Raw genomic sequence first — 23,839 nt, 5'->3', positions numbered from 1 at the left:
TGTTTCATAACAATTAAATGAGACAAGATGAAATTGAAACTTTACAACCTAAAAATCAAAATGTTGCTAATCTCAGTATTAGCATTTAGTCTATATAGCCAATCTCAGGAGAATCAACCCTTTAATTGCGATTATAATGCGTATTTGTTTCAGTACAATGATGTTTACGCTATTGATTTAGCTTCAGGAAGTTCCTATAGAGTAGCTACAGATGTTACAACTGGAAATATAAATGCAGCAGCATATAATCCTACTGATGGTTATATATGGGGTTCACTGACTTCACCATCTAAATCCATAGTTAGAATTGGAAAGGATTTTTCTACTACTATATTTTATGTTGATGAGTTGCCCACTAGCAATAGATATGTTGGTGGTATAAGTGCAAATGGGATGTATTTTCTTAAAGGTGGAGGCACCACGTATTACAAGATAGATTTAGACCCCGAATCACTTAATTATGTTCAGCATAATGCAACAGAAACCTTATCTCAAAATATTAACATTCATGACTGGGCATTTAACGCAGTCGATAATCAGCTTTATACCGTAGAAAAAAGTACAAATGTATTATATAGAATTAATCCTGAAAATGGACAGGTAACCTCATTAGGTGTAGTTCCGATTTTAGACGGTAATAATTATACTTATGGTGCGGTCTATTTTGATGCAGATGGTCGTTTTTATGTTTCAGCAAATCAGACAGGTACAATATATGTGATTCAGGCTGTTCAAGACGTAAATAGTTCTGATGACATGGATTCTAATTTATTTGCTTTTGGACCTTCAAGTGCAAGTAATGATGGGGCTAGATGTCCAACTGCACCTGTTCCCCAGGAAGATTGTGATAATGGTATTGATGATGATGGAGATGGCTTAATTGATTGTGAAGACCCATCATGCTCAGGTTACGGTTCTTGTGAGGTTATAGAACCGCCTGTTTCAGGTGGTGATGGTGGAGGTTTGGAGAGTAATAATAGACTTTCAGAGCAAATCAATAAACGTAATTTTAATAGAGCAAAATCTGGTTACAAATTTGATAAGAATACAGCACCAAGATTTAACAGAAGTCCAAGTTATTTTGAGCGTAATTCTGACAATACATTTACACTCGAAGATTTTATACCTGTTGGAGTAATCGGTGAGACCGAAGCTATCAATTCGTCTCCAACAGATTTATTAAATATTACAAATGCTACGGAAATATTTGCCGTAGATTATATGAACTTAGATACACCTATTGCTACAATCTTGGCATTAAAAACAGAAGATGGTGTATACGAACACACCAAGTATATATGCGACCGTTTATTGGGTGCAGAACTTATCTCGGTTTCTACTATAAATATCAACGAGCAACAATTTATTAAATCTGTAATTAAAAACCCAGATGGTACACATGAGTTTGTATTGAGTTTATCTGCTAAAGTTGTTAATGATGAAGAGAATTTTGCTGTAGAAAGCCATTGGAATTTGGATAAATACGAAGACGATGTAACCTTCTACAATTTTCAGATTTGGGCAAATACCGTAGATGATTTGTATTTACTAGGTGCTGAGGTTTTAAATTTATTAGCTATTGAAAAGCCAATTTCAGATTATAATAATTCAGAACCACCAGTGGTATTTGTAAGAAAAGGAAAATATGAAAATGGAGGTTTAGACCTCGAGATTGTTAATTACAACAGTACTCAAACTGTTGATTTCGATGCAGGTTTAAGAAGGTCTGAAACCTCAGATTTTGATAACCTAAATATGGATATCAACTTAAGCGGGCAATACCTAACAAATGTCTTTGTAGATACAGGTAATATTTTTGATATAGGTTTTAGAATAGGCGATGGCATTACAACTCCAGATGATTTGTTTTTGTCTGATGGTCCATGGGGAATTGATGACTCTCAATCAGGCACTGTTGTTACAAACTATGAGGTACTACCGAGTGAGTTTAACTATGAAGATGGTGATTACCCAATAGAACGAAATGTAAATTTGGAAGCTACAACGAACACTTATGTGGCAGCTTACAGAGCATTAACGCCTCGATTTAAAGCAGTAGATTTATCCACATTTAATAACCTCAAGCTCAATGCAAAAGGTACAGGAAATCTTGAAATTACCTTTGTTAAAGAAAGTATTACAATTTGGGAAGAGCAATACAAACAAACAATTGCTTTAACTGATGAGATGCAAGAATATGTGTTGCCAATTGAAGATTTTTCATCTACTACGACATCAAACCCAATACTAAACGATGTGGTAACGGTAGTATTTACGCTTGTATCAGACGATGGTACATCGTCAGTAAAATCTATGTCTCTAGAAAATTTAAGGTTATCGCAGACTAATAACGCACTATCTACAGATGATTATGATACAATTAACTTGAGCGAATTAAAAGCTGTGCCGAACCCTATGCATACGGAAACTGTATTACAATTTACAGCTACCCAAAGTGAAAGTGTAGATTGTGTAATCTATAACACCTTAGGTAAAGTAGTTTATAAAAATGCATTAAATGTCATTCCAGGTAAAAATAATATATCAATAAAGAAAGAAGGTTTAACACCTGGGTTGTATTTCTGTAAGATACAAAGTCAAGGTAGTAATTATAATACGATTAAGTTGTTAGTAAATTAAAATGGTTGGTTTAATTTTGGTTGAAAGTCAAGAGGCAAAGGCGAAAGCTTTTGCCTTTTGTTTTTATAATGATTCAGCATATTTAACCTGCGTAAATATTAGAAGTAGATTTATATTTTGTATAGCGCTGTCATTGTCTAAAAAACTTTCTTTTACGCAAATAATCACTTCAATTAAACTAAACAATTATTGACTTCAATCCAATAACCATCAGGATCTTGAAAGTATACTTGTTTTACGCCATCTTCACGCACATAATCTTTATTAGGTGTATTTTTCCAGTTTGAATACGGAATATTTAAGTCTTCTAAAAATGTAATAAAATTTTCGAAATGTCCAGTAGAGAAAGAAAAATGAACAGCCTTATTCATTTTTATTGCAGCATCAGGTCGATAGATAAGGTGTAATTGTTTGTTTTCACCAATAGACAACCATCTCGTTTTAGATTTTGATGCTGCATTTTGAATTTCTTTAAACTTGAATATTTGTTTATAAAAGTTTATCGATTTTTCGACATCTTTCACTGACAATGCAATATGATTAAATGAGAAGTCTGATTTCAAATTCTGAGAATTGTTAAATTAAACGGGATGATGGCTAAAAATACTTGATTAAGTGGCATTGACATATCATTAGTTCAATTTTATACAATAACAAATTGATTTATAAAATAGCCCTTAGTTAATTGCAATCCATTTGAATTGAAGTCCAATCTCAGTAAATGTAAATCCAGCCGCAGTGGTAGATGCAATATTACTGTGCGTACCATATATATTAAATGAATTACGTTCAGAGAATTTGTAACCAAAAACACCTTGAAATCGGTAGGTGGTTTGCTTTGGTTCATTTTCAATGAACTGGTAGCCAAAGGCACCTGTAAGATTATAGAACCAGTCTTTCGGTTTACTAGTACTTTCATCTTTGTTGAGGTTAATAAATACTTCGTAGGCATTAAATTGTTCTGGACTAAAGTAAACTGTCGGTACTTGGTCCTTAAAAGTTAAGTATTGGTAATTAAAACCTAGTTTTAGCCCAGGTTTTGGTAATAAGTTATAATACAATGAGGTAAACAATAAGTTTCTTGTATTCCCATCATTTTGAGCGGTGTGCATAAACTGGGTGTACCAGCCCAAATTAACATTAGTGCTTAAATTGTAATTAGTATAAAAATTATTCTGCACCAATTCTCTATCTAATAAATTGGCATTAAAACTTTCAACTTGACGCTTAAAACCAATATCTAAGTTTTGAAGTTTAAAAGCCTTGATATTTAAGGATATATCCGTAAGCCACTGATTAAAATTAGTGGTTTCTGCATTAGCAGTAGTAAGACCAGCAGTAGCTTTAAAAGTTGTATTTGGTAATATATTGTATGCTATGCCTAACGAAAAATTATTGGAGTTAGCGGTATTATCTGTAATTGTATTTTGGGTAGTTCTATAACTATAGTTACCAAGTATACTTAGTTTGGTTGATAATGGGTATGTTAAATTAGTACTAAACATAAAAGCTCTATTATTTCCATTATCAAAACTATAGGATGTCTTGTTATCTAGTTTTGGAGAAAAATTAGCATCTAATTGTTTTATAAAGTTTAGCACATCTTTTTGATTGTTATAGATCTTTAGCGTTTTTTCGGCAGACGTATAAGCTTCATCATATCTACCTAATGCTTTTAAGACATTTACTTTACCTAAGTTACCATCAAAAGAGGTACTATCATTTGCCAAAATCTGATTGTAGTCGTCTAGACTTTTTTTAAAGTTACTCTTATAAATATTTAATGTTGCTCTTAATGCTAAAACCCAATTCTGGGTGTTATATTTTTTTATTAGTTCCTGTATTATTGTTGCCGCAGCCTTATACTTTCTATTCCATATTAAAGCTTGAGCAAAACGTTCATTCGTTTGTTGTGTTATTATTGTGTCAGTGTTTTTAGATAATTTAGTGTAAGCTTCAGTACTCAATTTCAATGCTTGTTTTTCTTTTCCATTAAGGTGTGCTACTAAAGCCAGACCATTAAGTGCTATAATTGTATTATCAGGATCTTTAGCTAGTCTTTGATATATAGTTTTAGCTGATTCAATTTTCTCCCAAACTAAATATAGATTTGCTAGATTAATTAAAGTCTCTCTATCATCACCAAAAAACTCTAAGTTTTTGGTTAAAAGGGATTCAGCTTTTTCATAGTGTTGCATTTGTTGATTTTGGTAAGCATAACCTAAATAGATATACTTTTTAGAGGTTAATGCATTTGGGTTTAGTGGAGATACTTCTAATGCCTTGTTTACAAGCTTAAGCGCTTTTTCATAATTCTTTAAATTGGATAGCGTATTTGCATAACCCAATAAAGCTGCAAAGCTCTTTGGATTTTCAGCTACCAAATTTTTATAATAAATTTTGGCTTTATCAAAATTCTTTATCCACAGTAAAGATTCAGCATAGTTCAATTTTATCTCAAAATCATTGGGATAATCGTTCAAAAGCTGAATAAACAATTGTAAAGCAATTTCTGTATTTCCATTTAATCCAACAGCGCGGCCATAACATATACGTGCTGTTTTACTCTTTGGATATTCTTTCAAAATGGTATTAAAGAACTGTTCTGCACTAGCGTACTGTCCGGTTTCTAAATAGATAAACCCTTCTTGCATGTTTTGTGTTGCTAGATTAAGAGTTACTACTAAAAAACCAATGTTAATTAATGATTTTAGGGTCTTCATGATTGTTTCATTTTAACTATTTACAAGTTACGGACAGGTAGTACTTCATTCATCTACAGTAAACTACCATCCATCGAAATAGAACGCACATACATGGAATTACAAAAGATATTTGTGTCAGAAATGAATGTAAAACCCTTAAAAATTTAGAAACTATGGCACTTACAATTTTAGAAAAAAACGGTACATATGAAGTAGAAGGCAGGCTGAATGTAAACACTGCTAAGAACTTTCAATCTCACTGTGAAGCATTACTTAATTCATTTGGTGAATTAACAATTAATATTGAGAAGACTAGCCAAATAGATGTTGATGGTATGAAGGCTATTGGAGCATTATTTACTCATGCAATTACCAATCAAAGAAGCTTTTATGTGGTTGGTTATGGTTGTAAAGATATTTATGATGAGCTTAAACCTACAATACTTGCAGCATAACACTAATTATATAAAAAATAAAATTATGTCACTGACTATACTAGAAAATAATGGGATATATAATGTAAAAGGTTCGCTAACTGCAGATACCGCAAGAAGCTTTCAAGCACATTGTGAGTTAATCATGAATCAGAATAAAAGCCTGAAAATTAATGTGGAATTGCTCACAGATATTGATGATGATGGTGTTAAGGCGATTAGAGCTTTATATATGAATGCACTTTATAAGGACTGTAGCTTTTTTATAGAAGGAAATCGAAGTAAAAAACTGTACAAAGCATTTCCTTTTACAGTAGCTGCAGCATAATAACCCTAAATACTATAATCATGAACTTAGAAATTATAAATAATGTAGGCACATTTGAAATCCATGGAGATTTCACAGGAGCTAATACTGATATTGTTGAGAGCTATTTTAATAAATTATTAGATACTTATTATGAAGTAGTATTGTGTCTTAAACAGGTACAACAGATTGATAGTAATGCATTAAAGGTATTACAATTTATAACTGCAAAAGCGAAAAGAAGAAGTAAGGTATTGTTCGTTCTAGGAAAAGAAAATGCAATTGTATTTCAGGAATTAAAGAAAGCTAACTTGACTAAAATATTTAAAAATGACTACGATTGTTAATAGTTTAAAAAAGAATATTACTTCGGAGCAATTATTCATGTTAAGTGCATTAGCAGTTAATGGAGGAAATTACTTTTACAACCTTATTTTGGGTCGTGTACTTGGTCCAGCTCAGTTTGCTGATGCGGCAGTTTTAATCACTTTTTTATTAGTGTTGTCTTTCATAGCAATGACATTTCAATTAGTAACTGCTAAATTCTATGTGCTATTTAATAATCGCTTTTTTGAAAGCTTCATCTCTAAAATATATAAACAAGCTCTTGTTGTAGGTTTACTTTTTGGAGTTTTAATCGTAGTTTTTGCTTCACAGTTACAAGTATTGTTCAATACGTATTCCTCTGCTATGTTTGTGATATTTGGCTGTGGCGTACCGGTCTATTTTTTAATGAGTGTTAATCGAGGTAGGTACCAAGGTCAAAAATCATACAGGGCTTTATCAATTACTTATCAAAGTGAAATGTTGAGTCGTTTACTTATTACACTAGGTGTTATATTTTTCTTTAATATAAAGTCATCTTGGGTGATTGCGACTGGTATTTTGTTGTCATTCTGTTTTGGATTAATTCCATTAAAAACGGATCAATTCAGTTTTAAGAAAAGATTACCGTTACATAGCCGTTATACTAAACAAATTAAAAGCTTCTTTTTACTTACAGCATTTTATGAGTTTACACAAATTATTATAAATAACAGTGATATATTATTAGTAAAACATTATTTCGAATCCTATGAAGCAGGATTGTACGCATCTCTAGCCTTAATTGGTCGAATAGTCTATTTCGTTGCCTGGATGTTTGTAATGTTACTTCTACCAACGGTAGTTGACCTAAAGAAAAAAGGTAAAGAAACAGCATCAGTATTATTTAAATATATTGGTTACATAGGCGTAATATCTTTAATTATTGTAATGGTTTGTTTAGTATATCCTGATTTTATAATCAAATTATTATTTGGTGGAGAATACTTAAGTATTGCACCCTTATTATGGAAGTATGCCATAGCAACTTCAATGTTTGCCATTTCTAATATTTTCGCTTATTACTATTTGTCTCTAGATAAATACATACCTGTTGTTATATCTGGTCTACTAGGTATTTTACAATTAACATTAGTAGTGATTTTCCATGATAATTTAACTCAAGTCGTTCATATGCAAATTATAGCAATGACCTTATTGTTAGTTATTCAAATTGTTTATTTCAAAGGCGAATCACTGTTTTCCAAAAAAGCTTAATCTAAGCCAAGTTGCCACTCATCTAAACTAAGAAGTCAACTATCTAAATATAACAGTTTTTGTCTGCTATTTATCTCAATTTTACACTGTAACAATTAAAATAAAAACATTATGAAATTAGCAATCGTAACGGCATATCCGCCTAGTAAAGTCACTTTAAATGAGTATGCATTTCATTTAGTGAAACAATTTAGAAAAAGTGATGAAATAACAGAATTAATTTTGTTAACCGATAAAACAGAAGGAGAAAAAGTATTAGATTTTACTGAGGATGGATGTAAAGTTACTGTAAGAGAATGTTGGAAATTTAATAGTTTGAAGAATATATTTTCAGTAACTAAAGCTATTAATAAAACTAAACCAGACTCAGTATTATTTAATCTTCAATTTATGAAGTTTGGAGATAAGAAAATAGCCGCTGCACTTGGTTTAATGTTACCATTGGTGTGCAAACTAATGAAGATTCCTAACATAGTTTTACTGCATAATATATTAGAAGAGGTCGATTTGGAACGTTCTGGATTTACGTCAAATAAAGTTATGCAAAAGATATATGGATTTATAGGAACCACATTAACCAAATTAATTCTACAGGCAGATACTGTTGCAGTTACAATGCAGAAGTATGTCGATGTGTTAGAAAAAAAATATAGAGCAAAAAATGTTAAGCTAATTCCTCACGGCACTTTTGAAATACCAAAAAAACCTGACTTTAAACTGCCTAATGGACCATTAAAAATTATGACTTTTGGTAAGTTTGGTACTTATAAAAAAGTTGAAGCTATGATTGAGGCAGTTGATATGGTAAGACATTCATCTGGACTAGATCTAGACGTCATAATTGCGGGAACTGACAACCCAAATGTACCAGGATATTTAGATGGTGTAAAAGAACAATATAAACATGTGCCAAACTTGCATTTTACAGGATATGTTGAAGAAGAAGATGTTGCGATGCTTTTCAACGAAAGTGCTATTGTAGTGTTTCCTTATACATCTACTACTGGTAGTTCTGGTGTGTTGCATCAGGCTGGTAGTTACGGAAAAGCTGTTGTAATGCCAGATATTGGAGACTTAGCATTATTGGTACAAAATGAAGGCTATAGAGGAGAATTTTTTCAACCTTCAAGTGTTGAGAGTATGGCATTAGCTATAGAAGTTTTAGTAACAAATGAGGCTCATAGACTGCATATGGCACAAGCTAATTACAAAGCCGCAACAGCATATCCAATGTCTAAAATTGCGACTATGTACATTGAAGCGTTTCAAAAAATCAACGAAAAAAAGTCAATTTTAACTCAAACTCAAGAAGTAATTATTTAGAGATAAAATTAAAAGACGGTTTTTTAACTCCATTTTCATCTATAAACCCGTAATGTTTTTGAGCATTTTTACGCCAAGGAAGTCTTCCCACGACTTCCTTTGGTATTTTAGGGAAATCATAAAGTGTCCAAGACATAAATTGAATTTCATTTTCTGAAAATATAGCCTGCATCGATTCATGATACTCGGCTTGATCTTTATCTGAATGACCAAAAGGATTCCATAAACCATTGTAAGAAGACATGCCATATTCGGAAATAACTACAGGCTTTTCCTTTAGTTTCACTTTTAAACCCTTGTATTTTTCTAATAACTTATCTTCATTATCATAGTAATGATACGAGACAAAGTCTAATTTGTCGGCTAGTAGTTCTGCACTTTCGGTTTTTGACCAACCAATTGTAATCGGATGGTTAGAGTCTTGCAATCTAACGTAATCTATCATTTTATCTAACCAAGCTAATACTAGGGACTCCGTCCTATTGTCAAAATCTAAGTCTGGTTCATTCTTTATATCCCAACCTAATAAAGCTTTGTGAGATTTTAAGGCATGGATAATAGATTTGGCATGTTGTTGCGTTAATGTCCAATCAATAACCGAATAATCTCCATAAAAGTCAAATAATGTTATAAGCACTTTTAAATTATGTGATTGAGCAATATCTAATACTTTAATCAGTTTTTCTAACTTGTCTTTAGACACGTTAGATTTCCCAAAGCTTTTATAAGGCACAAAAATCCGAATACTATTTAAACCTGCATTTCTTATAATTTCCAGATCTTTATTGATGATGTTTTCATTAAAACTATCTCCATACATATCCCATGGAGTATTTTGTGGGTAATAGTTAATACCTTTTATTTCCGAAACTAAGTTTTGATTGGTATCTGGGTTTATCGCATAGTTTTCACTTTTTACTCTTACTAAATGTCTTATTCTCCAAAATCCGTCTTCTAATAATAAGGTGACTTTATATGTGGATTTTTCATTGACTTCAGCAACTAATTTTTCCGCATTAAAAATTCTTTTATATTCAATTACATTATTATCAGTAATAACAGCTAATTGTCCGTCTTCACTAAAAAATTCTAAGATCAGATTATGTGCTAATGTGGTTGCTTCTATGTATGTATTGTTTTTGGAATTTGTAGAAATAATATTACTAATATTTACTCTAGCACTTTCAGTATAAAAATCACTAACGCCATCCATGGAATTATTCATGTAGGCTATATGTCTTACATACCATGCATCAAGATAATCTTCTTCAATAGCTTTAAGGTTCTCTTTATCCATTAACCTTCCTTCATTTGCTAATGGTGCCCAATTGATTTCTGGAGAATAGTGTTCTACTTGCTTCACCTCTGCATGGAGTATTGTACTGCGATCTGCTCCAGTATTGAGATAAGAAAAAATAGCTGCTATCCCATAAACCACAACAGCAATTATCAACACATAGCTTAATAAGATAATACCTCTCAATATGTTTTTGTTCACATTACTCATAACTTATTTTAGTGAAAGATTTTTTGATACCTGCAACTTCAATTTCTATTGTATAGTAACCTTTAGGAAAACGATCTTTTTTTAATTTGAAAGTAGCAAAACCATCAACGCTTTGAGCAGTAATTTTGTCTTCAAAATTTCCTTTTTTAAATAATTTTAAAGTTACATTTAGCCCATTAGGAATATATTGATTCATAAAACTTTGTAATGGCCCTACAGTGACGGTCCTATTATTTTTAGAGAATGAGACTTTAAAATCAGTAATAGCTTTCTCATAACTTATGGTTATAATATCACTATTAGCGATACCTTCTATATATGCTTTAACATCCCATTCTTCAGCACGATCAGGGTGTAACACTTTTGCTGTTGCTACACCATTTATCGTTGCACCTGAAGTTTCTGTTTTGTAGCCGTCTTTATTTGTAATAAAAAAGGATACAAACGTACCGTCACTTACTATGTTGTTGTAGCGGTCTTTAATTGTTGAGGTTCTAAATGTTGTAATTTGATTACCATCTGCATAGTTGTGAACACGATCAGTTGAGATTGTAAAATTTGTTGGTATTGCTGGTACTATATTTATATCGAATTCTTTTGAATTCAACCCTAAACACTCCGTATTAATTAGCATACGTCCACTTTTCTGATAAGAATATAAATTTTTGTACCCATAGCCATGCTTAGTAGATATCATATCACGCTCTTCTATCTCTAAGAATTGGTGTTTTACTGAGACTTTAGTGCCATCTATTAAAGGATTATCTAGTTTGTCAGTTGGTAGAGCTACGACCATTGTGTAATCATTACCTCCTGCTTCAATACTTGGTGGTCCAATGTAAGTTTCAATTTCTGAAATTTCGTTTTTTGGATGAATTTTAATTTGTCCAGAATTTAGTTCAGAATCCGAAAGTAATTCCCAATTTAATATACCTGACTTAATAGATAATATTTCTGGGATAACAAATTTTAATGTGTTACCTATTTCAGGTTTTAGTATAAGTGAACCATAGGTATTGGAGCAATATAGAATTACATCAGAATCACCATTAAAATCAAATTCTAAAGTAATGATATCTCCTGCATTATATACTTTTGTTTTTGTAACTAAAGTATAGCGCGATTTATCCTCTTTAATATTTAGGCAGGTAAAAATGAGTACAATTGTAATTAGCGATATGTAAAAGGGTTTTAATGACATTAGTTTGGATTACCAATAAAGGTATTGATATCTAGTTTTATAAATTTATAATTAGGATGATTTATATGTTGTAATTCTTTATCGGAATGATCAATAATGCGATCAGAAACAATTTTATGTGATATTGGTTTATTAGGTAAGCCATTTACATAACAATTACTCATATCATTACTTATAATTCTGATACTATTTTTTTTTATGATTGGATATTGAAAGCGTTGCTTTCTTTGTTGACGAATACCATCTTTTATAAACATATGATCTACCCATAATAAATCTTTACTTTCATTGTAATAGGAAACCAATAATTGCGGAATTGTAACTTCTTCGGTGCCACTATTAAATAGTGAACCGATTATATTATTATTATCAATATTAATAATAGATAGTGAGGTGTTTTTAAATAAATCCGAACCAGAAACATTTGCTGCGGCATGGAGATTAAATTTAGTAGGTTGTTCTTCTAATTCAATAGGAGTGAACTCATCAGGATTAAAAGTTTTTGGAATTGAATCCTTTATTCTAGACCAGGCAATACCTTCAAAGTTTATTCTGAAAGGACTTACTTCTTTTGGTAATAATTTATGCTTTACATGATATTTAGCGTTATAAGTCGCTAATTGTTTGTCATCATCATTATATAAGGTGCCTTTTAAAACCACATCTGCAGGTACATTATCAATATTTTGAATTTCACCAATTATGGCATAACTATTATTAAACTTAACGAGCTTAGCTTCAATAATTTCTAAAACCGGTTGTTTTAAAACATCTTCATGATAAGTCTGTTCGGTTGTTATTCTTCGACGTCCTTGATTGAAGTAATTGGTTTTATTACTTGTGTAAAGTTGATCTGGAGGCAAATCAGTAGTGATATCTTCTGGTTCCAAGTACCATTTGCCACTAATCTTTATTAGAGACCTGTAGTAGATTTTATGAATCTTTTCTAAAGGGGTTATCCAATAAGTATTCACTTTTACAGTTGCAAGTTTGCTAGTTTGACTTATAATTTCGGTATTTATGGCATCTAATTTTGCGTACGAACTTAATAGACCATCAGTTACAGAAACCTCTAACATGTATTGCGCAATGGTCATATGACTTTCAGGATTAATTATACTATGAGCTTTTTTAAATTCTTTAAAATCAAGAGCATCGTAATATGCAAGAATAGCATTTTCAGGAGAGTGATGTGCATCATTTTTGATGTAGAATTTGTAAATCCCAAATCCAACGATTAATAAAAAAAATATAGACCAAGTATGACTGATTTTTAAAAGCCCTTTTTGAAAATACGAATAATCATTTCTAAAGTTTAAATATTCAGGTAATGGCTTAAGTTTAGTTTTTAAGCTTCGAATAAAAAAAGCTTGTACATTTAGTAAAAAAGCTACCAATATGCTCAAAAATGGAATAATGCCCCAAAACAGTTTTTGCCAAGTATCTACTTCCTCTTTTGGCAATATAGATGATAATGGGGGTACATTGAGTTTTTCCCAAACCATAATCCCATTCTCAAGCTGGCGTAAGCGTTGCCAACCACAAAAATATAAAATAGGATCATAGAATTTATCGTTAGAAAAAATGTATTTTAGATTGTATTTCTCTGGTACGCTTAGGAATTGCTGTAGGGACCCAATACCTTCAATTCCTTTAAATTTTGAATTCTCTAAGCGTTCAATTGGTCTTGTTGTAAGTTCGGGTAACCGCCTTGCAGAATGATAATTACCATCTACAGACATTGCATTAGTTTGCGACGAAAGCCACGCCATTTGATCTCCAAATCCTAAAGTCATATATCTCCATTGGTCATGTTGATCTTGATTAAGAAAATTAACAATCGGTAGCATCTTAATTTTCTGTGGCTGTGAAGGTTTGAAGTATCCAAGACTCATTGTAAAGATAGTCATGAATAACAACGAACTTGCCAAAACACCACCAACGATACGATGGTAAACAGCCCCAAATTTAGATTGTATTAGCGCTTTTAAATCACCTTCTACAAAGCGATACGTAAATTCTCCAAACATTGGTAAAGACATTATCGAAGCCCATAGCGTAAAACGATCTAAGGTCAAAATGTTAAAGGCAGTCTCACCTAATATTAACTTAGGAATGGGAGTAGTTCCACCAGTTCCAAGTATAAACAATATAGTTATTGATAAGCCAAAAAATAAATAACGCTTACTATAAAATCTATAGACGATATAAGGTATTAAAATCAATAAAATTCCCCATGGTATTAAAAAGAACACAAGTCCAGATGAGGTGACTTCTAAGAAGTTGTCTCTTGATCCATGAGGAATAGGAACTTGGTTAATAGGGTTATTTTTTGAGTTTATCCAATATGGTAGTATGCATATTATTATAACCAATAACGATAGAACGCCAAACCCGACAATGCGTGTAAATAGTTTAACAAAACTCCTTATAAATAACTTCAAAGTAACAGCCTTAAATGACTGTGTGCTTTCTCGGGCATTATCTATAATTACCATTCCTATTAAAGGAAAAATAAAGAATACCATCCCAAAGATTGGAGTAACGTGATGCGAAGTGACAGTGACTGCTATTAAAGAAAGAGATGTTGCCAGATAACGCCATCTACCTGTCTTTAACCATAGGTAGATTTCAGGTAAGGCATGCATCAAGATAGATATGCCAATAATACTCGGAAGTTGTCCAAATAAATGTAATGTTTCGATAAATGATGACGAAAATACAGCAAGTATTGAGGCATAACCTGCGATTGTTCTACTGGATGATATTAATAGCGAGAATCTATAAACACCTGTAATAAATAGAACAATTCCTATAAGTGCCACACTAAACAACCCAAATTTAAGCCCACCTATGAAAGAAAGTGCAGCTATAGATTGATGTACTAATGGTGGATAGCTCATTACTGTAAAACCAGTATACCATTTATAATTCCATGGTTCAAACCAGCTATTCGTATAATGATCGGCAAAGAATAAGTGAATAAGTGCATCATATGTCGATTCTAAAGTAAAGAATATAGAAGTACCATGAAATGCAACTGCAATGAGTAATGCTGAAATTAGATATTTATTTGAGGCGTTTTTCATTTAAATCATTGATAATGTTATCAATACTGTAAATATATATAATTAAAAATGTCAATCCATTTATAATCATCTACAGCAAACTACCATTCGTCTATACTAAAACGCATATCTAACTAATTTAAGAAGTTCTGGAGGTCAATAAAAGTACTTTTAGACTGAAATTTAAACACAAAAACAAAGAAATATGAAGGTTTTAGCCATAGACGATCAACAATTAGTGCTACTTCCGTTGGCAAAACGATTAATGGAATTGGGCTACGAAGTGGTAATTGAGACAGATGCTACTAAAGGTTTAGTATTATATGATGAATTCAAACCAGATTTAGTAATTGTAGATATTAATATGCCAGGTGTTTCTGGTTTTGATGTCGTAACTCATATAAGAATTACAAGGGCGTCTGAAACGCCAATAATGATATTATCTGGTAATACAAAAAATGATGCTATAACAAAAGCGTTTGAACTTGGTATTAACGATTATATGAAAAAACCTTTAAGTCTAGCTGAAATTTGTGCCAGAGTAAAGCGATTAATCGGGGCGCCGGGTTTAAATAAGAGTATAAACGAAGAAAATAATATAATAATTCAAAAACGATGTGTTGGTGTGGTCATCCCATGTTATAATGAAGAAGAACGATTGTTAAGCAATGAATTTTTGAGTTTTGTAAATCAAAATTCAGGATACCATTTATGTTTCGTTAATGACGGTAGTAAAGACAAAACTCTTGAAGTTTTGAACGATTTACAGAAGGGTAGAGAAGATTTTATTTCAGTTTATAATTGCGAGAAGAATGGTGGAAAGGCAGAAGCTGTAAGGTTAGGTATATTGCATATGGCAAAGAAGAGTGATTTGGATTATATCGGATTTTTGGATGCAGATTTATCTACAGATTTATCAGATTTTGATGATTTAGTAAAAACAATGGAGGAATCGGAGTATAAAATTGTCAGTGGGTCTCGTATTTCTAGAATGGGAGCAAATATCACTAAAGAGTCTGCAAGAAAAGTAATAAGCCTAACTATAAATTATATTATAAGAAAAATTCTTTCGATGAACTTCAAAGACACTCAATGTGGGGCCAAAATTTTCCACAAAGATGTTATTGATGTTGCTTTTAGTAGAAAGTTTGTAACGCGGTGGATATTTGATGTAGAGATTTTTAAAAGGATTACGATTCACTTCGGTCTTAAAAAAGCTAAAACAATGCTTTGCGAAAAACCTCTTAAGCGTTGGATACACGCAGATGGTTCTAAACTATCTATGAAAGATTCTATAAAAATTGTAATGCAATTAGCTCAAATTGCTTGGGTGTATAGAAATAAAAATAGGAAAAACAATACACTTACAGATCAGTTAGGAATAGTTTAACAATACTAGATTAATAATGAGTATAGGAATAATTATCATATTTCATAACAATTCTGATGATATAAAACCTAAGATTGTTGTAAAGAATATTGCATCAATAATTGATGCTAAAATTTGTCTTGTAGATAATAATAGTAAGGACGACACTCTAGAAAAAATCTTGGAAGTGAAGAAAAATTGCGAACATTTAGTATCAGTAGTACAAATAAAAAAGAAAGTGAGTATAGAATCTGCAAAACGTGCAGGTGCTAGATTTATGTCCAATAGTTTCGATTTAAAACATATAGGTTTTATTGATGTCAATGAAATTAAAAGACTCAATTATGATCTCAATGATATTATTAAATCAATCAATTTAGAAAGGGATGAAATCATCAATTTCGAGAGAAAAATTAACCAAATACAACGCGTTAAATCAACATTACTAAAAAGTGTTTTTTCAATTCTCGATTATTTTCAATCTCAAGATTTAAAGTACAATTAGTAACAAAGAACACTCAAAACTTTAAAATTTATAGTATGGAAGCATATCCAATTAAATTCAGACCAATATTAAAAGAAAAAATTTGGGGAGGTGAAAAACTGTCTAAGGTTTTAAATAAAAATACAATGTCAAAAAATATCGGGGAAAGCTGGGAAATATCTGGTGTTGATGGGAATGTTTCAGTTGTATCTAACGGTCTTTATAAAGGAAAGTCATTAAATGATTTAATAAGAAACTTCGGAGGTGATTTCCTCGGAGCACATAATATATCAGTCTATGGTTACAAATTTCCTTTATTGATTAAGTTTTTGGATGCTAAGTCAGACTTATCTGTGCAGGTACATCCTGATGATAAAATGGCGATGACATATCACGACACTTTTGGCAAAACTGAGATGTGGTATATAATGGAAAGTGAAAAAGATGCGGAAATAATATTGGGACTAAAAAACAATAAAATATCGAAAGATGTTTTGAATGAAATTAGCGCTAAAAACGTTGAAAAATTTTTCAATACTAATAAAGTAAAAGAAGGTGATAGCTATTTCATTCCTGCCGGAAAGGTGCATGCCATCGGCGCTGGTGTTTTGGCAGCTGAGATTCAACAAACTAGTGATGTGACGTATAGAGTATATGATTGGGATAGAATTGATAAAGTTGGCAATAAAAGAGAATTACATACCGAATTAGCAATAAAAGCAACTAAGGTATTTAAATCTAACAGTAAGGTTAAATACCACTTAAAACATAATCAAACTAGCAATTTAGTAGACTGTGATTTTTTTACCACAAATATTTTTGAGGTAATAGAGTCAGATAAACGAAACTATGATAATATTGATTCATTTAAAATATTTATGTGTGTTGATGGAAAAGCCAAAGTTACCATTGATGGTATCGGTGAATTTGTCTCGAAAGGCGAAACTGTATTAATACCAGCAACCTGTAAAAGTGTACAATTCAATGGATTCAGCGCTAAATTTTTGGAAATCTATGTTAACAATTTATAACTATTGATATCGTTAATAATTGGCCTTGGCAATAGTAAAGGCTTTCGTGATTTACCACCTCAATTGTTTTTATTCCCATGCATATTGCAGCAAGCTTGAATATTGCTCATAAAAAAAGCTTGATGAATACATCAAGCCTTTACTGCTGTAGCGAGATCGAGATTTGAACTCGAGACCTCCGGGTTATGAATCCGACGCTCTAACCAACTGAGCTACCTCGCCATTATTGCGGCTGCAAATATAAAAACAAATTCAAAGACAACAAACAGATGGTTCTAAAAAAAAATATTTTAATTAAAGTTTTGAATTGAGGCATAATTGTATATATTGAGCATATAATTTTTCTTATATGGACGATAAAATTAAGTATGAATTAGAGTTTCCTATACATGCTTCCCCATCATTGTTATTTCAGTATATATCAACACCTTCTGGATTGTCAGAATGGTATGCAGATAACGTTAATAGTAGAGGAGAACTATTTACATTTATTTGGGATGGAAGTGAAGAACAAGCAAAACTTTTATTAAAAAAGAGTGCCGAGCGTGTGAAATTTAGATGGTTAGAGGATGAAGAAGATGGAAATACCTATTATTTTGAAATACGCATACAAGTTGATGAAATAACTAAAGATGTATCTCTTATTGTTACCGATTTTTCAGATGAAGATGAAATTGAAGAATCTAAAATGCTATGGGAGAACATGATTGGTAGTTTAAAACAAGTTTTAGGCTCAGCTTAAATCAATTATAACACACAAGCATTATCTTTGTCCCAAAATATATTTGGGACTTTTTTTATGGTAAACAAAAATGGAAGTTTAGTCGATTCTTCTAAAGCAAATATATCCTTAGAAAATAGAGGTTATAAATATGGTGATGCTTTATTTGAAACATTACGTGTAGTAAACTCTAAAGTGTTTTTTCTTGAAGACCATTATTTTAGATTAATGTCTTCAATGCGCATAATGAGAATGGATATTCCTATGCATTTTACTATGGAATTTTTTGAAGAGGAGATTTTAAAAACTGTTGAGGCTAATCATAATACTAAATCAGCTAGAGTAAGGCTAACAGTAGATAGAGGACAAGGCGGTAAATATCTACCATCCAAAAATACTAGTGTTGGTTATAATATTGTTACCGAAGAACTAGATAATGTTTTTTATAATATTAATCCGTTTGAGGATTACCTAGTGGATTTATATAAAGACTATTATGTTGCTCCAGGACTATTATCAGGATTAAAGTCTAATAATAAAGCCATACAAATAATAGGAAGCATTTATGCCGAGGAAAATGACTTAGATAATTGCTTAGTTTTAAACACTAATAAAAATGTCATTGAAGCGCTTAACGGGAACCTTTTTTTAGTCAAAGGTGATACCATTAAAACGCCGCCTTTAGAAGATGGATGTCTAAAGGGTGTAATGCGAAAGCAGATACTAAGCGTATTGCAAAATAATCCTAACTATGTTTTAGAAGAAGCTTCGATTTCTCCTTTTGAACTACAAAAAGCTGACGAATTATTTATTACTAATACTATTATAGGTATACAATCAGTTGGTAAATATCGAAAAAAAGCATTTTCAAATACTACGGCAAAAGAGATCATTAAATTACTAAATGTAAAATTACGATTGGCTTAGTTATAGCTTGGATTTTCAGGAGCATTAGACCAAATCAAATATTCACCACCTAATTCCAACATTTTCTCTTTCCAAAATTCTGAGCTGCTTTTAGAAATGATATTATTTTTAAGGGTGTTTTCTGAAACCAACCAAGCTTGTGATTTAAGTTCTGAAACTAACTGATTTTCTTCCCATCCAGAATATCCTAAAAAGAACTTTATATCTCTAGATGTAATTCTTTGCGTATTTATCAATTCTAATACTGTAGAAAAGTCACCACCCCAAAAGATACCTTCCGAAATTTCCACACTATTTGGGATTAACTCAGGAGACTTATGAATAAAATACAAATTATCTTGCTCCACAGGTCCACCATTAAAAATAGGTAAGTCAGAATCTGTACCTTCGATTAAGTCTTTTAAGTTAAAGTCTAATTTTTTATTTAATATAAATCCTACAGAACCTAACTGGTTATGGTCTGCCAAAAGTATAACAGCTCTATTAAAAGACAGGTCTCCTATAATAGAAGGTTCGGCTATTAATAAACTTCCTTTTTCTGGCTTTTCCACAGGTAATTAGGTTGGGTTGTTACCTACAATTTACAAATATATTTTATATATACAATTGTAAATGCAACATTTTGGCAATAAAAAAAGCCTGCTATAAAAGCAAGCTTTTTAAATATTGTAAATGATAAAGCTTAGTTTACTGCGCTGCTTAAGTCAGAACCTGCCTTAAACTTTACTACATTTTTAGCTTTAATCTTAATTGTCTTACCAGTTTGAGGATTTCTTCCATCTCTTGCAGCTCTTCTAGATACTGACCAAGATCCAAAACCTACTAAAGATACTCTATTACCTTTTTGTAATGCTCCTTCGATATCAATTAATAAACCGTCTAACGCTTTTTTAGCAGCAGCTTTAGTGATACCTGCGTTTTCAGCCATACTGTTGATTAAATCTGTTTTGTTCATAAAAGTTTAAATTTTAAATTATTAATTAGAAGACTTTAAACATAAATGTTAAAATCTGTAACAAATTTATACGGATAATCGGTTCTTACAAGAATTAGCCCAGTAAATACGGGGTTTTGTTAATAACTTGAGTCATTTGTTAATAACGGAGTGCGTTTTATCGGATTTTTTCCTAAACGCAATGCTCATAAGGGTTTAGAGCAGTTTTGCGTTTTTTTCAAAATTATAACCATTTAATAGCGATTTTATTTCCATTTTTCGTTTCCCAGGAAGTTGTAATTCATGAATTCTAACAAAGCCATTTTTACAAGCTACTTTCATTTCATTATCCATAATTATTATAGCGCCGGTATTATAATTATGTTTTGAATATGTTTTAGCAATATTAAAGATTTTAATAGCAACGTTTTTGTCATTATTGTCTAAGAAACACCATGCGGATGGAAAAGGGTTTAATCCTCTAATCTTATTATATATATTGTCTAAAGAATCATTCCAGTCTATCTTACAGTTTTCCTTATTTAGTTTATATGCTGTTTTAAGATTCTCTATTTTAGGCTGTACTTTAGTCGTAACAGTATTGGATTCAATTTGATTTACAGTTTTAATAACAAGATTACTTCCTAGATTCATGAGTTTATCATGAAGTGAACCAACAGTTTCTTCTTCACTAATATTTATTTCATCTGAATCTATAATTGCACCAGTGTCAATCTTCTCATCTATAAAGAATGTTGTTACGCCTGTTTTAGTTTCTCCGTTAATAATTGCCCAATGTATGGGTGCTGCACCTCTATATTGCGGTAATAATGACGCATGAAGATTAAAAGTGCCATATTCTGGCATTCTCCATACGACTTCCGGTAACATTCTAAAGGCAACCACAACCTGAAGGTTGGCCTTTAAAGATTTTAAGGTTTCAACAAATTCCTCGGATTTTAAGTTTGTAGGCTGTAGCACATTCAAATTATGTTCTACAGCAAATTCTTTTACAGCTGAGGCTTTTAATTTTCGTCCTCTACCTGCAGGTCTATCAGGAGCAGTAATTACACCAACTACATTATAATTGTTTTCTAAAAGCACTTTTAAAGTTGCAACTGCAAAATCTGGAGTGCCCATGAATACTATTCTTATATCTCTTTTCTTAGTCATTTATGCGATAAGTATTTGTACTTGTAATTTTAATTTTTTCGTCCTCAACAAGTGTACCAATTACCTCTAAAAGTAAGTTTTGATTACAATTTAGTTTAGCGAGCAAATCTCTTGATGAGACATCTTTCTGCTTAAGGAGTTCTAAAACAGCAATTTTTATGTCTTCTTTAGTAGATTTTGGCTCAGGTTGTTTTGATAAACACACAGAGCAAATATTGCAATTATCTGGTGTCTTTTCACCAAAATAGTCTAATAATTGTATGCTTTTACATGTTTCAGTATTATTTGTGTACGCAATTACAGCATCTATTTGTTCTTGCTTGAGTTTTTGCTGCTGCTGTATGTTTTTTACAATTGGGTTGATTGTTTTTTCGTCTTCACGAGGTTTTATAAATGTTATTTCAGAATCCGTATTAGCAATCTTTAATTCTATGATGTTTTGGTTTTGAAGGTCTTTAAGTATTGCAATAACCGTATTAACGTCTTGTTCAGATTTACTAGCTATAATATCTAAATTAATCTTTGTAATAAAGTCAAATACGCCACCATACGTTCTTAAAATGGATTTAATAACCACATTCTGATTTTTGTTTGCTATTAGATAATTTGTAAGCTCATGATTAGATATTTTGAATTGGATGGTAGTTCTATAATTAAACTGCTGTTCCAAAGAAATAATGCTATTAGTGTCAAGAGCTTTTAATGCATTATAAGTTAAAGCCGTTTTTAAATTGTAGGTTTTGCAAAAATCTTTAAAGTTGAGTAGGTGAGACGTGTATTCACCTTCACCATATGAAATCTGAAAATAGTTACACAACTTTTTATAAACATGCTTTAAGACATCTACAGTTGGTAAAACACTTAAAAATTGTGATTTAAGCTTGTCTTCATCTATGTTTTTTTTCAGAATTACTGCAATAGATTTTTTACCATCACGCCCAGCTCTGCCTGCTTCTTGATAATAACTCTCTAGGCTTTCTGGCAGATTATAATGTATTACAGATCTTACATCTGCTTTGTCAATACCCATACCAAAAGCAGTAGTCGCAACCATTATAGGTGTTTTATTAGTGGTCCAATCATTAAGACGTTCTTTTTTTTCTGATGTTGATAATCCACCGTGATAATTAGTTGCTTCAAAGCCATTACGTTTTAAGTAGTTACTTAATTCCAAAGTCGCTTTTCTGCTTCTCACATAAATAATTGAAGCACCCTTATTTTCATTTAAAAGCAGTTTGAGTTGAAAATTTTTGTCTTCTGTATGTGTTACTTGATAACTAATATTTTCTCTATAGAAAGATGCTTTAAACAGTTTTAGATCAAAAAAATCTAATGCAGATATGGTATCTACAATAACATTTTCTTTTGCAGTGGCTGTCAGTGCAATACAATTAACACTTGGCTTAAGTTGTCTTAACACATTTATTTCTCTGTAAGCTGGTCTAAAATCATTTCCCCATTGGCTTATACAATGTGCTTCATCTACTGCTATAAGATTAACATCCATTTGCTGAATTCGCTCTTGTACAATTGGTTGTTGAAGTCGTTCAGGAGATAAATACAAAAATTTGTAATTACCATAGATGCAATTGTCTAATTGTGTGTCTAAGTCATTATAGGATAGGCCAGAAGTAATAGCAATTGCTTTTATTCCTTTTTGTTTTAGGGTGTTGACTTGGTCTTGCATTAATGCAACAAGTGGAGAAATAACAATACAAAGACCAGGTTTTATTAGTGCAGGAATTTGAAAACAAATAGATTTTCCGCCACCTGTAGGTAAAAGAGCAAACGTATCATTATTATCCAATACAGCATTTATGATATCTTCCTGTAATGGTCTAAAGGATGTGTAATTCCAATACCGCTCTAATACTTGAATAGGATGCATATTACAAAGGTAATGCCTCTATGATAAAACTCGTGCGTTCTTCAATTGTTCCGAAAGGAACTTCGATTAATTGGTAACCAAATTTCTCATAAGTGTTAACCAAATGGTTATGAATTAAAACGGCCTGTTCAAAATTTTCGTAACGTTCACTGTCCGACACAAAAATATCTTCCCATGGTCCAAGAATAAATGTAGTGTCGTATTTGTAGTTTTTGCACGTCTGTATAAATTCCTCAGGATAGGTATCCCCAATATAATCCATATAAGCAAGTATATCTGGCAAGCCTCGATCTAAAAACACAACCTCTGTATTTTCAGTTGCAGCTTGCAAAAATTGATGTTTTCGACCCTCAAGAAGTTTTTCACTAAACAATAATGGTTTAGTTAAAAACAATTGCTCAATGCCTTCTTTTCTAGCTTCTAAGGTAACTTGTCTGGAGATTTCATCATAACATAAATAGCCTTGTTCTTTAAGCGCATTTACTATAGAAGTTTTGCCTGAACCTGGACCACCAGTTATAGCTATTTTTATTGGATTCAAATATT

At 31.6% G+C, this 23,839-nt stretch carries 21 protein-coding genes and 1 tRNA gene; 11 read left to right on the top strand and 11 right to left on the bottom strand.

Annotated features, from left to right (window positions below; all coding sequences use genetic code 11):
* Positions 1–27 precede the first annotated feature (27 nt).
* The gene (locus ED556_RS09575) at positions 28–2,640 is read left to right on the top strand and encodes a T9SS type A sorting domain-containing protein (protein ID WP_296322742.1); all 2,613 of its coding nucleotides are present in this window, start codon (positions 28–30) and stop codon (positions 2,638–2,640) included.
* Between the two features lie 173 nt (positions 2,641–2,813).
* On the opposite strand, the gene ED556_RS09570 is transcribed toward ED556_RS09575, so the two are convergent.
* On the bottom strand, positions 2,814–3,203 hold the full coding sequence (locus ED556_RS09570) for a VOC family protein (RefSeq protein ID WP_296322740.1): 390 nt from the start codon (positions 3,201–3,203) through the stop codon (positions 2,814–2,816).
* 114 nt (positions 3,204–3,317) lie between these two features.
* Positions 3,318–5,363, bottom strand: a complete 2,046-nt coding sequence (locus ED556_RS09565) for a tetratricopeptide repeat protein (RefSeq protein WP_296322737.1) — start codon at positions 5,361–5,363, stop codon at positions 3,318–3,320.
* A gap of 155 nt (positions 5,364–5,518) precedes the next feature.
* Here ED556_RS09565 and ED556_RS09560 point away from each other — a divergent pair, with 155 nt between their 5' ends.
* The 5 genes from ED556_RS09560 (at position 5,519) to ED556_RS09540 (ending at position 8,990) form a co-directional block, all read left to right on the top strand.
* Positions 5,519–5,800: a hypothetical protein gene (locus tag ED556_RS09560; protein ID WP_296322734.1), complete on the top strand. Its 282-nt coding sequence runs from the start codon at positions 5,519–5,521 to the stop codon at positions 5,798–5,800.
* Positions 5,801–5,825: 25 nt separating this feature from the next.
* Positions 5,826–6,107 (top strand): hypothetical protein, encoded by a 282-nt coding sequence (locus tag ED556_RS09555; protein WP_296322731.1) that lies wholly within the window; start codon positions 5,826–5,828, stop codon positions 6,105–6,107.
* A gap of 20 nt (positions 6,108–6,127) precedes the next feature.
* Positions 6,128–6,433 carry an STAS domain-containing protein gene (locus tag ED556_RS09550; RefSeq protein WP_296322728.1) on the top strand — a complete coding sequence of 102 codons (306 nt, stop codon included), beginning with the start codon at positions 6,128–6,130 and terminating at the stop codon, positions 6,431–6,433.
* Positions 6,417–7,667 (top strand): oligosaccharide flippase family protein, encoded by a 1,251-nt coding sequence (locus ED556_RS09545; protein WP_296322725.1) that lies wholly within the window; start codon positions 6,417–6,419, stop codon positions 7,665–7,667. Before ED556_RS09550 ends, ED556_RS09545 begins: the two co-directional genes overlap by 17 nt.
* A 111-nt stretch (positions 7,668–7,778) precedes the next feature.
* A complete protein-coding gene (locus ED556_RS09540) occupies positions 7,779–8,990 on the top strand; it encodes a glycosyltransferase (protein ID WP_296322723.1) in 1,212 nt (403 codons plus the stop codon).
* Here ED556_RS09540 and ED556_RS09535 read toward each other — a convergent pair.
* From ED556_RS09535 to ED556_RS09525, 3 genes are read right to left on the bottom strand one after another with little or no spacing between them, the layout of a single operon-like run.
* The gene (locus ED556_RS09535) at positions 8,983–10,497 is read right to left on the bottom strand and encodes a glycoside hydrolase family 2 TIM barrel-domain containing protein (RefSeq protein ID WP_296322720.1); all 1,515 of its coding nucleotides are present in this window, start codon (positions 10,495–10,497) and stop codon (positions 8,983–8,985) included. The genes ED556_RS09540 and ED556_RS09535 overlap by 8 nt on opposite strands.
* A complete protein-coding gene (locus ED556_RS09530; RefSeq protein WP_296322718.1) occupies positions 10,490–11,698 on the bottom strand; it encodes a hypothetical protein in 1,209 nt (402 codons plus the stop codon). The genes ED556_RS09535 and ED556_RS09530 overlap by 8 nt, the downstream gene beginning before the upstream one ends.
* Entirely contained in the window at positions 11,698–14,787 is a 3,090-nt protein-coding gene (locus ED556_RS09525; protein WP_296322715.1) for a hypothetical protein, read from the bottom strand. The genes ED556_RS09530 and ED556_RS09525 overlap by 1 nt, the downstream gene beginning before the upstream one ends.
* A gap of 184 nt (positions 14,788–14,971) precedes the next feature.
* On the opposite strand from ED556_RS09525, the gene ED556_RS09520 reads away from it, so the two are divergent.
* The 3 genes from ED556_RS09520 to ED556_RS09510 are packed head-to-tail and all read left to right on the top strand — an operon-like array spanning position 14,972 to position 17,650.
* Positions 14,972–16,156: a glycosyltransferase gene (locus tag ED556_RS09520; RefSeq protein ID WP_296322712.1), complete on the top strand. Its 1,185-nt coding sequence runs from the start codon at positions 14,972–14,974 to the stop codon at positions 16,154–16,156.
* Positions 16,157–16,172: 16 nt separating this feature from the next.
* A complete protein-coding gene (locus ED556_RS09515) occupies positions 16,173–16,640 on the top strand; it encodes a glycosyltransferase (protein WP_296322710.1) in 468 nt (155 codons plus the stop codon).
* A 35-nt stretch (positions 16,641–16,675) separates the two neighbouring features.
* Entirely contained in the window at positions 16,676–17,650 is a 975-nt protein-coding gene (locus ED556_RS09510) for a type I phosphomannose isomerase catalytic subunit (protein ID WP_296322707.1), read from the top strand.
* Between the two features lie 148 nt (positions 17,651–17,798).
* On the opposite strand, the gene ED556_RS09505 is transcribed toward ED556_RS09510, so the two are convergent.
* A tRNA-Met gene (locus ED556_RS09505) sits at positions 17,799–17,872 on the bottom strand.
* A gap of 127 nt (positions 17,873–17,999) precedes the next feature.
* Between ED556_RS09505 and ED556_RS09500 the strand changes: the two genes are divergently transcribed.
* Positions 18,000–18,392 (top strand): START-like domain-containing protein, encoded by a 393-nt coding sequence (locus ED556_RS09500; protein ID WP_296322704.1) that lies wholly within the window; start codon positions 18,000–18,002, stop codon positions 18,390–18,392.
* Positions 18,393–18,449: 57 nt separating this feature from the next.
* Positions 18,450–19,298 (top strand): aminotransferase class IV, encoded by an 849-nt coding sequence (locus tag ED556_RS09495; RefSeq protein WP_296322702.1) that lies wholly within the window; start codon positions 18,450–18,452, stop codon positions 19,296–19,298.
* On the opposite strand, the gene ED556_RS09490 is transcribed toward ED556_RS09495, so the two are convergent.
* The 5 genes from ED556_RS09490 to ED556_RS09470 form a co-directional block, all read right to left on the bottom strand.
* A complete protein-coding gene (locus ED556_RS09490) occupies positions 19,295–19,849 on the bottom strand; it encodes a YqgE/AlgH family protein (protein ID WP_296322699.1) in 555 nt (184 codons plus the stop codon). The two genes, ED556_RS09495 and ED556_RS09490, sit on opposite strands and share 4 nt — an antisense overlap.
* 131 nt (positions 19,850–19,980) lie before the next feature.
* Positions 19,981–20,253: an HU family DNA-binding protein gene (locus tag ED556_RS09485; RefSeq protein WP_296322696.1), complete on the bottom strand. Its 273-nt coding sequence runs from the start codon at positions 20,251–20,253 to the stop codon at positions 19,981–19,983.
* A 195-nt stretch (positions 20,254–20,448) separates the two neighbouring features.
* A complete protein-coding gene (fmt, locus tag ED556_RS09480) occupies positions 20,449–21,405 on the bottom strand; it encodes a methionyl-tRNA formyltransferase (protein ID WP_296322694.1) in 957 nt (318 codons plus the stop codon).
* A complete protein-coding gene (locus ED556_RS09475) occupies positions 21,398–23,293 on the bottom strand; it encodes an ATP-dependent DNA helicase RecQ (RefSeq protein WP_296322690.1) in 1,896 nt (631 codons plus the stop codon). The genes fmt and ED556_RS09475 overlap by 8 nt, the downstream gene beginning before the upstream one ends.
* Before the next feature lies 1 nt (position 23,294).
* A complete protein-coding gene (locus ED556_RS09470; protein WP_296322687.1) occupies positions 23,295–23,834 on the bottom strand; it encodes an ATP-binding protein in 540 nt (179 codons plus the stop codon).
* Positions 23,835–23,839: the final 5 nt, after the last annotated feature.

Source organism: Winogradskyella sp. (genome assembly GCF_003712105.1).
Taxonomy (GTDB): Bacteria; Bacteroidota; Bacteroidia; order Flavobacteriales; family Flavobacteriaceae; genus Winogradskyella.
Note: the sequence above shows the minus strand (reverse complement) of the source record. Positions and strands in the feature narration are given on the sequence as shown.

Excerpts from the sequence above, each read along its gene's own strand:
- ED556_RS09535 (WP_296322720.1), bottom strand. The coding sequence starts at position 10,497 with ATGAGTAATGTGAACAAAAACATATTGAGAGGTATTATCTTATTAAGC.
- ED556_RS09475 (WP_296322690.1), bottom strand. The coding sequence starts at position 23,293 with ATGCATCCTATTCAAGTATTAGAGCGGTATTGGAATTACACATCCTTT.
- ED556_RS09495 (WP_296322702.1), top strand. The coding sequence starts at position 18,450 with ATGGTAAACAAAAATGGAAGTTTAGTCGATTCTTCTAAAGCAAATATA.
- ED556_RS09485 (WP_296322696.1), bottom strand. The coding sequence starts at position 20,253 with ATGAACAAAACAGATTTAATCAACAGTATGGCTGAAAACGCAGGTATC.
- ED556_RS09520 (WP_296322712.1), top strand. The coding sequence starts at position 14,972 with ATGAAGGTTTTAGCCATAGACGATCAACAATTAGTGCTACTTCCGTTG.
- ED556_RS09550 (WP_296322728.1), top strand. The coding sequence starts at position 6,128 with ATGAACTTAGAAATTATAAATAATGTAGGCACATTTGAAATCCATGGA.
- ED556_RS09540 (WP_296322723.1), top strand. The coding sequence starts at position 7,779 with ATGAAATTAGCAATCGTAACGGCATATCCGCCTAGTAAAGTCACTTTA.
- ED556_RS09565 (WP_296322737.1), bottom strand. The coding sequence starts at position 5,363 with ATGAAGACCCTAAAATCATTAATTAACATTGGTTTTTTAGTAGTAACT.
- ED556_RS09500 (WP_296322704.1), top strand. The coding sequence starts at position 18,000 with ATGGACGATAAAATTAAGTATGAATTAGAGTTTCCTATACATGCTTCC.
- ED556_RS09560 (WP_296322734.1), top strand. The coding sequence starts at position 5,519 with ATGGCACTTACAATTTTAGAAAAAAACGGTACATATGAAGTAGAAGGC.
- ED556_RS09525 (WP_296322715.1), bottom strand. The coding sequence starts at position 14,787 with ATGAAAAACGCCTCAAATAAATATCTAATTTCAGCATTACTCATTGCA.
- ED556_RS09530 (WP_296322718.1), bottom strand. The coding sequence starts at position 11,698 with ATGTCATTAAAACCCTTTTACATATCGCTAATTACAATTGTACTCATT.
- ED556_RS09555 (WP_296322731.1), top strand. The coding sequence starts at position 5,826 with ATGTCACTGACTATACTAGAAAATAATGGGATATATAATGTAAAAGGT.
- ED556_RS09545 (WP_296322725.1), top strand. The coding sequence starts at position 6,417 with ATGACTACGATTGTTAATAGTTTAAAAAAGAATATTACTTCGGAGCAA.
- fmt (WP_296322694.1), bottom strand. The coding sequence starts at position 21,405 with ATGACTAAGAAAAGAGATATAAGAATAGTATTCATGGGCACTCCAGAT.
- ED556_RS09510 (WP_296322707.1), top strand. The coding sequence starts at position 16,676 with ATGGAAGCATATCCAATTAAATTCAGACCAATATTAAAAGAAAAAATT.
- ED556_RS09575 (WP_296322742.1), top strand. The coding sequence starts at position 28 with ATGAAATTGAAACTTTACAACCTAAAAATCAAAATGTTGCTAATCTCA.
- ED556_RS09515 (WP_296322710.1), top strand. The coding sequence starts at position 16,173 with ATGAGTATAGGAATAATTATCATATTTCATAACAATTCTGATGATATA.